Annotated in this window: 12 protein-coding genes; 8 read left to right on the forward strand and 4 right to left on the reverse strand. The window is 63.7% G+C overall.

What is annotated here, in order from left to right; translation table 11 throughout:
- Position 1: 1 nt before the first annotated feature.
- Positions 2-1,546, reverse strand: coding sequence for an acyl-CoA synthetase (locus tag QA645_RS04965; RefSeq protein WP_283048591.1), 1,545 nt, complete (start codon positions 1,544-1,546; stop codon positions 2-4).
- Positions 1,547-1,721: 175 nt separating this feature from the next.
- The gene (locus tag QA645_RS04970) at positions 1,722-2,894 is read right to left on the reverse strand and encodes an acetyl-CoA C-acetyltransferase (protein WP_283048593.1); all 1,173 of its coding nucleotides are present in this window, start codon (positions 2,892-2,894) and stop codon (positions 1,722-1,724) included.
- Positions 2,895-3,043: 149 nt separating this feature from the next.
- Here QA645_RS04970 and QA645_RS04975 point away from each other — a divergent pair, with 149 nt between their 5' ends.
- The 8 genes from QA645_RS04975 to QA645_RS05010 all read left to right on the forward strand — a co-directional run bounded on the left by QA645_RS04975 (position 3,044) and on the right by QA645_RS05010 (position 12,127).
- A complete protein-coding gene (locus QA645_RS04975) occupies positions 3,044-3,703 on the forward strand; it encodes a TetR family transcriptional regulator (protein ID WP_283048595.1) in 660 nt (219 codons plus the stop codon).
- Positions 3,704-3,758: 55 nt separating this feature from the next.
- On the forward strand, positions 3,759-4,517 hold the full coding sequence (locus QA645_RS04980) for an SDR family NAD(P)-dependent oxidoreductase (RefSeq protein WP_212327383.1): 759 nt from the start codon (positions 3,759-3,761) through the stop codon (positions 4,515-4,517).
- A gap of 182 nt (positions 4,518-4,699) precedes the next feature.
- On the forward strand, positions 4,700-5,506 hold the full coding sequence (locus tag QA645_RS04985; protein WP_283048597.1) for an enoyl-CoA hydratase/isomerase family protein: 807 nt from the start codon (positions 4,700-4,702) through the stop codon (positions 5,504-5,506).
- Positions 5,507-5,550: 44 nt separating this feature from the next.
- Positions 5,551-7,422: an AMP-binding protein gene (locus QA645_RS04990; protein WP_283048599.1), complete on the forward strand. Its 1,872-nt coding sequence runs from the start codon at positions 5,551-5,553 to the stop codon at positions 7,420-7,422.
- Between the two features lie 112 nt (positions 7,423-7,534).
- Positions 7,535-8,662 (forward strand): acyl-CoA dehydrogenase family protein, encoded by a 1,128-nt coding sequence (locus QA645_RS04995; RefSeq protein ID WP_283048600.1) that lies wholly within the window; start codon positions 7,535-7,537, stop codon positions 8,660-8,662.
- A 15-nt stretch (positions 8,663-8,677) separates the two neighbouring features.
- The gene (locus QA645_RS05000; RefSeq protein WP_283048602.1) at positions 8,678-9,919 is read left to right on the forward strand and encodes an acyl-CoA dehydrogenase; all 1,242 of its coding nucleotides are present in this window, start codon (positions 8,678-8,680) and stop codon (positions 9,917-9,919) included.
- A gap of 138 nt (positions 9,920-10,057) precedes the next feature.
- The gene (locus QA645_RS05005) at positions 10,058-11,302 is read left to right on the forward strand and encodes an acyl-CoA dehydrogenase (RefSeq protein WP_283048604.1); all 1,245 of its coding nucleotides are present in this window, start codon (positions 10,058-10,060) and stop codon (positions 11,300-11,302) included.
- Positions 11,303-11,425: 123 nt separating this feature from the next.
- Entirely contained in the window at positions 11,426-12,127 is a 702-nt protein-coding gene (locus QA645_RS05010) for a nitroreductase (RefSeq protein ID WP_283048606.1), read from the forward strand.
- A gap of 89 nt (positions 12,128-12,216) precedes the next feature.
- Here QA645_RS05010 and QA645_RS05015 read toward each other — a convergent pair whose 3' ends face one another.
- Both QA645_RS05015 and QA645_RS05020 read right to left on the reverse strand, forming a co-directional pair.
- Positions 12,217-12,765, reverse strand: coding sequence for a sigma-70 family RNA polymerase sigma factor (locus QA645_RS05015; protein ID WP_084292346.1), 549 nt, complete (start codon positions 12,763-12,765; stop codon positions 12,217-12,219).
- Entirely contained in the window at positions 12,765-12,995 is a 231-nt protein-coding gene (locus tag QA645_RS05020) for a NepR family anti-sigma factor (protein WP_200471650.1), read from the reverse strand. The genes QA645_RS05015 and QA645_RS05020 overlap by 1 nt, the downstream gene beginning before the upstream one ends.
- Positions 12,996-13,044 lie beyond the last annotated feature (49 nt).

The following is a 13,044-nucleotide window of genomic DNA, read 5'->3' on the forward strand; positions in this document are numbered from 1 at the left end:
GCTAAATCTTCGCCGCGGTCTTCAGCCAATACCGGTCGCGCAGATGCCGCTTCACCAGCTTTCCCGTGGGCGTGCGCGGTAGTTCGGCTTCGAAGTCGATTGAGCGCGGGCATTTGATCGCCGACAGACGCGTCTTGCAGTAGGCGATCAGGTCCGCCTCGAGCGCCTTGCCGGCACGCTTCATGTCGTGTGGCTGCACCACCGCCTTGACCTCTTCGCCCATCTCCTCGTTCGGCACGCCGAACACCGCGACGTCGGCGATCTCCGGATGGGTGATCAGCACGTCCTCGGTCTCCTGCGGGTAGATATTCACCCCGCCCGAGATGATCATGTAGGACTTGCGGTCGGTGAGGAAGAGAAAGCCGTCCGTGTCGAGATAGCCGACGTCGCCGAGCGTCGACCAACCCTTGGCGTTGTAGGCCTTCTTCGTCTTTTCGGGATCGTTGTGATAGGTGAACGCCGGTGCATCGGCGAAATAGACCGTGCCGATCTCGCCAACCGGCTGCTCCTCGTCGTTCTCGTCCAGAATCTTGATTTTGCCGACCACGGCGCGGCCGACGCTGCCGCGATGGTCCAGCCATTGCTGCGAGTTGCAGACGGTGACGCCGTTGCCTTCCGAGCCCGCGTAATACTCGATCAGGATCGGTCCCCACCACTCGATCATCTTGGCCTTGACGTCGACCGGGCAGGGCGCGGCGGCGTGGATCGCGCCTTTCAATGTCGAGACGTTGTACTTGGTGCGGACCTCATCCGGCAGCTTGAGCATGCGCACGAACATGGTCGGCACGAGCTGCGATTGCGTGACCTCGTACTTCTCGACCAGCTTCAGAAAGTCCTCGGCGTCAAAATGCTCCATGATGATCGAGGTGCCGCCGAGCACGATCGCCATCATGTTGAAGCGCAGCGGGGCCGCATGATAGAGCGGCGCCGGCGAGAGATAAGTACTTTCGGCATTCATGCCGCACATGTCGGCGCAGAGCACGCGCAGGAAGGCGTTCGGTACATCGATGGGGTTGCCCTCGAACGCCTTCTTGATGCCCTTCGGCCGGCCGGTGGTGCCTGAGGAATACAGCATGTCGTAGCCGGCGACTTGGTCCGCGATCGGCGTTGTCGGCTGCGCGGCTGCTTCCTTGTCGTAGGAGCGGAAGCCGGGCAGGGGCTCATCCACCATGTAGAAGATCGGCTCGCCGGCGGCGCCCTTGACCAGGTCCTTGATCTGGTCGGCGCATTTCGGCGTGGTGATCACGACTTTGGCGCCGCAATCGCCGATGATGTAGTCGATCTCGTCCTGCTTCAGGTAGCGGCTGATCGCGGTGTAATAGAGCCCGCTGCGTTGCGCCGCCCAGCAGATCTCCATGAAGGCGAGGCGGTTTTCCATCAGCAGCGCGATGTGGTCGCCGGCCTTCAGGCCGAGCGAGCGGAACAGATTTGCGCCCTGGTTCGAGAGCTCGTCGAGCTCGCGATAGGTGATCGCCTTGCCGGTCCCGGCCATCTGATAGGCGATCTTGTCGGGTGTGGTGCGAGCGTAGATGGAGGGGTGAGTCATGAAAGTTGGTCTCACAACAACAAAAGGTGTCATCCCGGCGAAAGCCGGGATCCATAACCACCGAACCAAATCGTTGAAACGCTATGCCGCCCCAGCCCGCCCTGACCACAAACATTTGTGGTTATGGGTCCCGGCGTTCGCCGGGACGACACCGTTTGTTTGATGACGTCTCGGCTTACAGCCGCTCGACGATCGTCACGTTGGCCATGCCGCCGCCTTCGCACATGGTCTGCAGGCCGTAGCGCTTGCCGCGCTGGTGCAGGGCGTGGACCAGCGTCGTCATCAGCTTGGTGCCGGAGCCGCCAAGGGGATGGCCGAGCGCGATGGCGCCGCCGTTGACGTTAAGACGTGCCGGATCAGCGCCGGTGGTCTTCAGCCAGCCGGTCGGCACCGAAGCAAAAGCCTCGTTGACCTCGAACAGGTCGATGTCGTCGACCTTCATGCCGGCCTTCTCCAGCGCCTTCTTGGTGGCGTGCAGGGGAGCGTCGAGCATGATGACGGGATCGCCGCCTGTCATGGTCATGTGATGGATGCGCGCGAGCGGTGTGAGACCGAGCTGCTTGAGGCCGCGCTCGTTCACGACCATCACGCCGGACGCGCCGTCGCAGATCTGGCTGGCGCTCGCCGCAGTCAGCTTGCCGTTCTCGGCGATCAGCTTGACGCCCTTGATGCCATCGAGCGTGGCGTCGAAGCGGATGCCCTCGTCGATATGATGCGTGTCCTTACTGCCGTCCGCGCGGGTGATCTCGAGCGGCACGATCTCCGTCTTGAAGTGACCGGCCTGCGTCGCCGCGATCGCGCGCTGATGGCTGTTGTAGGAATATTCGTCGAGATCATCCTTCGACAGGCCGTACTTCTCGGCCATCATCTCGGCGCCGGTGAATTGGCTGAACACGATGTTCGGGTACTTCGCCTCGATGCCCGGGCTCTTGTAGTGACCAAAGCCATTCTTGGCGGCGAGCTGCGAGGACAGGCCCATCGGCACGCGCGTCATCGATTCCACGCCGGCCGCGATCACCACGTCCATCGTGCCGGACATCACGGCCTGTGCCGCGAAGTGCAGCGCCTGCTGCGAGGAACCGCACTGGCGGTCGATCGAGGTGCCCGGCACGCTCTCCGGCAGCTTCGAGGCCATGATCGCGTTGCGTGCGACGTTGTTGGACTGCTCACCGACCTGCATCACGCAGCCCATGATCACGTCCTCGACCAGCGCCGGATCGATCTTGGTGCGATCGACCAGCTCGTCCAGCACTTTTGCGGAGAGATCAGCCGGATGCCAGCCGGCGAGGCGGCCCCCCTTGCGCCCGCCCGCGGTACGCGCAGCGGCGACGATATAAGCCTCGGCCATTTCGGTCTCTCCCTGGATTGTTCTGAACTGGGTTGTCGGGGTTTTAAGGGGCGGAATATCGTTTAGTCAATCGATCAATTAACTCTTGTGGGGAGGCGCTGCTTGGGTTTATCTGCGGCCCGCTCCAGCGCCGAGAACAAGGGATCTCCGTGACTACCAGCGTACCGAACAGGCTTCCGAGCGGGAAGAATTCCACGGCAGAGAAATTGCTGGTGGCCGCGAGCGAGCTGATGATCGAACGCTCATCGATCGAGATCTCGCTCTCGGACATCGCCCAGAAGTCCGGCGCCAACGCCGCGCTGGTCAAATATCATTTCGGCAATAAGGACGGGCTGCTGCTGGCGCTGCTCGCGCGCGATGCCGCGACCGAGATGTCGAACCTCGAATATCTGCTGGCGCAGCCGATCAATTCGACCGCGAAGCTGAAGCTGCACATCGCCGGCATCATCCGCGCCTATCACCGGTTCCCCTACATGAACCGGCTGATCCACTATCTGCTGCACGAGAGCGTCGCGGGCTCTGCTGACGAAGTCTCAAAGTTCTTCGTTGCGCCGCTGCTCGACTTTCATCGTCGCCTGCTTGCCGAAGGCGTCAGCCGGGGCGAGTTCCGGCAAACCGATCCGGTGCTGTTCTACACCAGCCTGATCGGCGCCTGCGATCACCTGTTCTTCGGCCGGCACGCGATGTCTCGCGCGACCGGCGTCGGTCCGGTCACCGATGACGTTTGCCGGCAATACATCAAGCACATGGAAACGCTGATCTGCGGCGGCATCCTCACGCAAGCCGAGGAAGCTGCCGCGGCCGGATAATCCGGCCGAGACGTTCAAGTCTAGAGAAGAAACGCCCAAGGAAAGGTAGCCTGTCATGGAATTGAAAGACGTAGCCGTTCTCATCACTGGTGGTGGTTCGGGTCTTGGTGAAGCGACTGCGCGCGCCATGGCCGCCAAGGGCGCCAAGATCGGCGTGATCGATCAAAACAAGGACAATGCCGAGAAGGTCGCCGCCGAAGTGAAGGGCGTCGCGCTCCATGCCGACGTCACCAGCGAAGAGCAGATCAAGGCGGCGATCGCCAAGGCGGAAGCCGCGCATGGCGTTGCCCGCGTGCTGATGAACTGCGCCGGCATCGGTGGCTCGCAGCGTATTGTCGGCCGCGACGGCGTCTATCCGCTGGAAAAGTTCGCGCGCATCATCAACGTCAACCTGATCGGCACGTTCAACTGCCTGCGTCTGTTCGCCGAGCGTCTCGTCACGATCGAGCCGATCGGTGAGGAGCGCGGCGTCATCATCAACACTGCATCGGTCGCTGCTTACGAAGGCCAGATCGGCCAGATCGCCTACTCGGCGTCGAAGGGCGGCGTCGTCGGTTTGACTTTGCCTGCCGCACGCGACCTCGCGAGCCAGAAAATCCGCGTCAACACCATTGCGCCTGGCCTGTTCTTCACGCCGCTGCTGATGGGCCTCAACGAGGAAGCGCGCAAGAGCCTGGGCGCCCAGGTGCCGCATCCCTCGCGTCTCGGCGATGCCAAGGAATACGGCGCGCTCGCCGTGCACATGGTCGAGAACCCGATGCTCAACGGCGAGACCATCCGTCTCGATGGTGCCATTCGCATGGCTCCGCGGTAGGGCACTTCTTCCCTTCTCCCCCTGTGGGAGAAGGTGGCGCGAAGCGCCGGATGAGGGGTTTGCGTCCGCGGAGACAGACCCCTCACCCAAGCGAATTTTGGGCTCACAGCGACTTGCCCTCTCCCACAAGGGGAGAGGGCGCAGCAATTGGCACCGCAATCAGCGGTACGCAGGAGCGCCCCATGTCCCAACCGCTGCTGATCGAGCACGATGACGGCGTCGACCGGGTGACGCTCAATCGTCCGGAGAGCCTCAACGCGCTCGATCCCGCGCTGATTGACGCGCTCAACGTCTATTTCCAGAGCCTGCAGCGCAATCGCGACACGCGCGTCGTCGTGCTGCGCGGCGCCGGCAAGAATTTTTGTGCTGGGCTCGACCTCAAGGCCGCGATGGCGCGCAGGGCCGGGCAGCAGGAGCCGCCCGGTGTGACCGAGTCGCTCGACTCGCAACGCCGCATCGCCGACATCGTGATGCTGATGCGGCGCTGCCCGCAGCCCATCCTCTCTCTGGTGCAGGGCGCCGCGGCCGGCGGCGGGTTTGCGCTGGCGCTGGCCTCCGACATCCGCATCGCGACCAAATCGGCGCGGATGAATTGCGCCTTCATCAAGCTTGGCCTTGGCGGCTGCGATATCGGCACCAGCTACTTTCTGCCGCGCCTCGTCGGCGTCTCCGTCGCCTCCGAGCTGATCCTGACCGGGCGCTTCATCGGCGCCGAGCGCGCGCTTGCAGTCGGGCTTGTCTCCGAGGTCGTGGACGAGGACAAGCTCGATGCGGCGGCCGAGCCTTATGTCGATGCAATGATGACGGCCTCGCCCGTTGGGCTGCGCCTGTCAAAGGAATGTCTCAACATGAGCGTCGATGCCGGATCGCTGGAAGCGGCGATTGCGATGGAGGACCGCAACCAGGTCCTGTGCAGCCGCTCCGAGGAATTTTCGGAAGGCATCAGGGCCTTCCTTGAGAAGCGAAAGCCTGTCTATATCAAGCGCTGAAACAACGAAGATCCGCAAAGGACAATAATTCCGGGAGACGCAAAATGAGTGGAAGCGCGGCGGCGGTAATGGCGAAGCCCGCCTTTCGCAAGGTCGAGTGGCTCGCGCGCGACATCGATGTCGAGCGGCGCACTGACGGCACGGTGGTGCTGAAGTCGCGCATTCCGCTGCAGGCCTACGAAAAGCATCTTCCGGCCTCGCTGGCGAAATGGGCCAGGGAAGCGCCCGAGCGCATCTGGCTCGCGCAACGCGGCGGTCCGAACCGCGAATGGCGCAAGGTGTCCTATGGTGAAGCCAAGCGTACCGTCGACGCGCTGACGCAGGCGCTGCTTAATCTCGATCTCGATGGCCGCCCGGTCACGATCCTCTCCGGCAATTCGATCGAGCATGCGCTGATGACGCAGGCCGCGATGCAGGCGCGCGTCCCGGCAGCGCCGGTGTCGCCGGCCTACTCGCTGATGAGCCATGATCACGTCAAGCTGAAGTACCTGTTCGATCTGATCAAGCCGGCCGTGGTGATGGTGCAGGACGGCCCGACCTTCGAGAAGGCACTGAAGGCGCTCGACCTCTCGGGCGTCACCGTTGTTCACGTCGCGCGGCCCTGCGAGGGCGTGAAGAGTGTCAGCTTTGCCGAACTCGCGGCGACGCCCGTGACCGCAGACGTCGAGGCCTCGATCGCGAAGATCACGCCTGACACGGTCGGCAAGCTGCTGTTCACGTCAGGTTCGACCGGCATGCCTAAGGCCGTCATCAACACGCAAGAGATGATGTGCGCCAATGCGGCGATGATGATGCAGGTGCGGCCGCGCACGCCGGGCGGCCCGCTCGCCACGGTGCTCGACTGGATGCCCTGGAATCACACCATGGGCGGCAATGCCGCGTTCCATCCGGTGCTGGTCGACGGCGGCACGCTCTATATCGACGATGGCCGGCCGATGCCGGGCCAGCTTGAAGAAACCATCAGGAACCTGCGCGAGATCTCGCCGACCTATTACGCCAACGTGCCTGCCGGTTATGCCGCGCTCGCCGCGGCGATGGAGAAGGACGATGCGCTGTGCCGTTCCTTCTTCAAGAATCTCTCGATCATGGCCTATGGCGGCGCGCGGTTGCCTGATGATCTCTACGACCGCATGCAGGCTCTCGCCGTGAAGACCACCGGCGAACGCATCGTGTTCTATACCGGCTGGGGTTCGACCGAGACCGCGCCGACCTCGACGGGCACCTATTGGGATACCGAGCGCGTTGGCCTGATCGGCCTGCCGTTCCCCGGCGTCGAATTGAAGATGGTGCCGTGCGGCTCGAAATACGAGCTGCGCCTGCGCGGCGTCAACGTCACGCCCGGCTACTTCGGTCAGCCGGACCTGACCAAGAAGATGTTCGACGAAGAGGGTTTTTATTGCATCGGCGATGCCGGCATTTTCGTTGACGATGCAGATCCGGTGAAAGGCATCATCTTCGCGGGGCGCGTCGTCGAAGACTTCAAGCTGACCACCGGCACCTTCGTTCACGTCGGCTCGCTCCGGACCGATGCGATCGCGGCTGCGACGCCGGTCGTGCATGACGCGCTCGTGGCCGGGCAGGATCAGTGCTCGATCGGTCTGCTGGCCTGGCCCAATCTGCATGCGTGCCGCCAGCTCGTTGGCAATCCTGATCTCAGCTTCGAGGACGCGGTGAAGCACCCCGAGGTGATCGCCTGCTTCAAGCGCGGGCTCGAGGCGCACAACAGGGAATGTGAAGGCGCCAGCAGTCGCATCATCGCGCGCGCCATGCTGATGGCCGAGCCGCCCTCGATCGACGGCAACGAGCTCACCGACAAGGGCTACATCAACCAGCGCGCAGGCCTCGAGCGCCGCGCGGTGCTGGTGGAGCGGCTTTATGCCGACAAGCCGGACCAGGACGTGATCGTGCTGAGATGAAGATCGTAGGATGGGTAGAGCGCAGCGAAACCCATCGCCTCTCGTCAGATAATTGATGGGTATCGCTTCGCTCCACCCATCCTACAGAACAGCAATAGCAGGGTAGCCCGCCATGAACTTCGATTTCTCCGACGACCAGAAGCAGCTCCGCGACCAGGCGCGCAAATTCCTCGCCGAGAAATGTTCGCCGAAGGCGGTGCGCGTCGTGCTCGACGGTAAGGCGCCCTACGACAAGGAGCTCTGGAAGGGTCTCGCCGAGATGGGCTTTCTGGGAGTCGCGATCCCCGAGGAATTCGGCGGCGCCGGTGCTGGTCATCTCGAGCTCTGCGTGATCGCCGAGGAGATGGGCCGGGCTAACGCGCCGGTGCCGTTCTCTTCGACCGTGTATCTCGCGGCCGAAGCGCTGCTGATCGCCGGAAGCGACGCGCAGAAGAAGAAGTGGCTCCCCGCGATCGCCTCGGGCGAGGCGATCGGCACGCTGGCTCTGTTCGAGGGCAAGGGCAATCCGGCGCCGAAGAACGTCAAGCTCGCGGCTGCGAACGGCGTGCTCAACGGCGTCAAGAAGCCGGTGGCGGATGGTGCAATCGCCGACTTCGCGGTGGTTGCGGCGCGCACGGGCTCGAGCGGGCGCGATGGCGACATCTCGCTGTTCCTGGTCGATCTCAAGGCGGGTGGTGTCGAGGTGAAGAGCCTCACCAATCTGGATCCGACTCGCGGTCAGGCCGAGATCACCTTCAAGGACTGCAAGGCCGAGCCGCTTGGGGCCGCCGGCGACGGCTGGAGCATCTTGACCCAGGTGCTCGACCGCGCTGCGGTGCTTTGCGCCTTCGAGCAGGTCGGTGGCTCCGACCGCACGCTGGAGATGGGCCGCGACTATGCGCTCGACCGTATTGCGTTCGGTCGCCAGATCGGCTCGTTCCAGGCGGTCAAGCACATGCTCGCCGACATGTATGTGTCGGCGACGCTGGCGCGCTCCAATAGCTATTACGGCGCATGGGCGCTCTCGACCAACGCGGCTGAGCTGCCCGAAGCCGCCGCTGCTGCGCGCATCAGCGCGACGCAGGCGTTCCAGCACTGCGCCAAGAACAACATCCAGGTCCATGGCGGCATGGGTTTCACCTGGGAGTTCGACTGCCACATGTACTACCGCCGCGCCAACGCCATGGCGCTCGGCCTCGGCAGCCTGTCCTACTGGGAAGACCAGCTGATCGACCGCATGCGCAAGAAGAACGCGGCGTAAGCGAAGGGCACGAATATGAACTTCGACGACACCCCGCAGGAAGCCGAATTCCGCAGCCTGGCGCGCGCCTGGATCGGTGCCAACGCGCCCAAGCAGTACGAGGACGAGTTGCGAAAGTCTTCGCTCGGCCGCACCGTGCTCAGGAACGCCAACATTCTCGAGGTCGCAAAAGCCTGGCAGAAGAAGAAGGCGGATGCTGGCTGGGCCTGCCTGCACTGGCCGAAGGAGTATGGCGGGCGCGGCTCGTCGCCGATCGAGCGCGTGATCTGGTCGCAGGAAGAGGGGCCGTTCGGCCAACTCTCCCGCATGTTCATCATCGGCCACGGCATGTGCGGGCCGACCATGATGGCGTTCGCGCGCGAGGAGCATAAGCGCACCTATCTGCCGCCGCTCGCGTCCGGCGAAAAGATCTGGTGCCAGCTGTTCTCCGAACCCGCCGGTGGCTCGGATGTTGCGGGCTTGCGCACACGTGCGGAAAAGGACGGCGGCGACTGGGTGATCAACGGCCAGAAGATCTGGACCTCGGGCGCGCACTATTCCGACTACGGCATTCTCTTGACCCGCACCGATCCGACCGTGCCCAAGCACAAGGGCCTCACCATGTTCTTCCTGGACATGAAGAGCCCCGGTGTCGAGGTACGGCCGATCAAGCAGGCCAGTGGCGCTTCCGATTTCAACGAGGTCTATTTCACCAATGTCCGGATTCCCGATCACCAGCGCCTCGGCGAGGTCGGTGACGGCTGGAACGTGTCGCTGACCACGCTGATGAACGAGCGCAGCGCGATCGGTGCGGCCGTCTCGACCGGCTTTCCGGAGCTGTTCGAATATTGCTCCAGCCTGATGCTGGACGACGGTCCGGCGATCGAGGATCGCGCGGTCCGTTCGAAGCTGGCCAATTGGGCGGTGAAGGCAAGCGGGCTGAAATACACCAGCATGCGGGCGATCTCCGCGCTGTCGAAGGGCGAGCGGCCAGGACCGGAGAATTCCATCGGCAAGCTGGTGGCGGGCTCGATGATCCAGGACGTCGCGACCTACGCGCTGGATTTGCAGGGCGCGAGCGGCGTGGTCAGCGGCGAGGATGCCGAGCTCGCAGGCCGTTTCCAGGCGATGCTGCTGCGCGCGCCCGGCACGCGCGTCGAAGGCGGCACCGACGAGATCATGCGCAACATCATCGCGGAGCGGGTCTTGGGCCTGCCCGGCGATATCCGTGTCGACAAGGACGTGCCGTTCAACAAGATCCCGACCAAGGGAAGATGAGTTCGTGTCCCGGACGCGATGCAGCACGTAGTGCTGCTTCGCAGAGCCGGGACCCAGAAAGCCGAAATGGGCCCCGGCTCTGCAGCGCACCGCTTCGCGCTGCGCAGCGTCCGGGGCGAGAGAGAGGAGAGTTCGGAGATGAATTTCGACGACACCCCGCAGGAAGCCGCGTTCCGCGAGACCGCACGCCAATGGGTCGCCGCCAACGCGCCGAAGGAGTTCGAGCAGGAGCTGTCAAAATCCTCGCTCGGCCGCATCAGGCTTGCCAAGCACGACATGGTCGAGGTCGGCAAGGCCTGGCAGAAGAAGAAGGCGGAGGGCGGCTGGGCCTGCCTGCACTGGCCGAAGGAATATGGCGGTCGCGGCGCCACGCCGATCGAGCGCGTGATCTGGCAGCAGGAGGAGGGCGTCTACGGCAAGCTGACGCAGCCGTTCCAGATCGGCGAGGGCATGTGCGGCCCGACCGTGATGGCCTGGGGCAGCGAGGATGCCAAGCGTCGTTATCTGCCGAAGCTCGCCGCGGGCGAGGAGATCTGGTGCCAACTGTTCTCCGAACCGTCGGCCGGCTCCGACGTCGCGGGCCTGCGCACGCGGGCGGAGAAGAAGGGCGACAATTGGGTCGTCAATGGCCAGAAGATCTGGACCTCGGGCGCGCATTATTCCGACTTCGGTCTCCTGATCGCGCGCACCGATCCGAATGTGCCCAAGCATAATGGCCTCACCATGTTCTTCCTGGACATGAAGAGCCCGGGCGTCGAGGTGCGGCCGATCAAGCAGGCCAACGGCATGCCGGAGTTCAACGAGGTCTATTTCACCGATGTCGTGATCCCTGACAGCCAGCGGCTCGGCGCGGTCGGCGAGGGCTGGAGCGTGTCGCTGACCACGCTGATGAACGAGCGCATGTCGATCGGGGCGCGTCTTGCGACCGGCGTGCCCGAACTATTTGAGTTCTGTTCGAACCTGATGCTGGAGGAAGGGCTCGCCATCGACGATCCCGCCGTGCGTTCGAAGCTCGCGAGCTGGGCGGTGAAGTCGAGCGGGCTGAAATACACGAGCTACCGCGCGATCTCGGCGCTGTCGAAAGGCGAGCGGCCGGGACCGGAGAACTCCATCGGAAAGCTGGTGTCGGGCATGATGCTGCAGGATATCGCGACCTACGCGATGGACCTCCAGGGCGCGGCCGGTGTTCTTACAGGGAGCGACGAGGAGACGGTGCACGGCCAGTTCCAGCAGATGCTGCTGTCCTCGCCCTCGATGCGCATCGCCGGCGGCACCGACGAGATCCTGCGCAACATCATCGCCGAGCGGGTTCTGGGGCTGCCCGGCGACATCCGCGTCGACAAGGACGTGCCGTATAACAAGATCCCGACCAAGGGGCGGTGATCTCGCCTCCCGCGGTATCTCGTAGGGTGGGCAAAGCGAAGCGTGCCCACCATGTCTCAAGATCGGAGAAAGTTGGTGGGCACGGCGCTACGCGCCTTTGCCCACCCTACAAGAGAAGAATTCATGGACGCAAAAGTGAGCCAGACCCAAGACCGCATCGGCGTGCTCGAAGAGCTCCTCAACGAGCGCTATTCCGTTCGCGCGTTTCTCCCCAAGGACGTCGACCGCGCCACCATCGAGCATGTGCTGACGACGGCGCAACGCACCGCGTCCTGGTGCAATAGTCAGCCCTGGCAGGTCATCATCGCCAGCGGCGAGGCCAAGGAGCGCTTCCGCCAACTGATCTACAAGGAGGCGTCAGGCGGGCTCGGCGACGATTACGACTTCACCCCGCCGCGCGAATATGTCGGCGTCTATCTCGAACGCCGCCGCGAGAGCGGCTTTCAGCTCTACAACACGCTCGGCATCCCGCGCGGCGACAGAAGCGGCTACGCCAAGCAGGCGCTGGAGAATTACAATTTCTTCGGCGCGCCGCACGTCGCGATCATTCACACCAATGAGCCGCTCGGCATCTACGGCGCGATCGATTGCGGGGCCTATGTGTCGAATTTCATGCTCGCAGCACAAGCGCTCGGGCTCGGCACGATTCCGCAGGCGGCACTTGCGCGCCATTCGGGCCTGATCCGCCGCCACTTCAACCTGCCCGACGACCGTCGCGTCGTCTGCGGCATCTCGTTCGGTTATGCCGACAACGCGCACAAGGTCAACAGCTACCGCACCTCGCGCGCAACCGTCGCCGACACCGTGACGTTCGTCGAGAAGTAATCGGGCGGAAATACCCTGCTCACACGCATGCGAAGACGGCCGCGCAAGACGGCCGCCTTCACCGTTGTCGCCTGAGGTCGATTGACGCGCTACCCGCCGCTGCCGCCGATCACGGCGCGCACGGTCTCGTCGGGTCCGAAGTCCTCGGCGCCGTCGACATAGAGCAGCGCAGCGAGCTTCGAGCGTGCGCGGTTGACGCGGCTCTTGATGGTGCCGACCGCACAGCCGCAGATCGAGGCCGCATCCTCATAGGAGAAGCCGGAGGCACCGACCAGAATCAGCGCTTCGCGCTGGTCCTGCGGAAGCTTCTCGAGCGCGCCGCGGAACTCCTCGAACTCGAGATGGGCGTTCTGCGAGGGCTGCGTCTTCAGCGTCTTGGCATAGTTGCCCTCAGCGTCCTCAACCTCGCGCCGCCGCTTGCGATAGTCGGAGCGGAACAGGTTGCGCAGGATCGTGAACAGCCATGCCGGCAGGTTGGAGCCGGGCTGGAACGAGTCGATGTTGGCAAGTGCACGCAACAGCGTTTCTTGCACCAGATCGTCGGCGCGGTCGGCATTGCCGCTGAGCGAGATCGCGAACGCGCGAAGGCTCGGCACGGCCGCGAGGATGTCGTCACGCAGGGAGTTCGTGAGAGGCATTAATCCCTCCCATTGTTGTCGTTGGAGCCCCCAGCCCCATTCTCGTTCTGGGATCCTCCCGGCGCATCAAGCTTTTTGATGAGCTCCGCGAACCGGTCCGGAACCCCTTGCCGCACGACGTCGTCGTACATGGCGCGCAGTTGATGGCCGATCCGGGATTGGATCTCCGGAGTTAGGCCTCCCTTGCCGGGGGTCGTGCTTTTGCTGGCTTGAGACTTGAGATCTTTCATGACCTGTTCCACGTTTCCCCGAGTTAAGTGACTGCAAAATCGAGAAGTT

Origin of the sequence: Bradyrhizobium sp. CIAT3101 (assembly GCF_029714945.1) — a bacterium.
GTDB lineage: Bacteria > Pseudomonadota > Alphaproteobacteria > Rhizobiales > Xanthobacteraceae > Bradyrhizobium.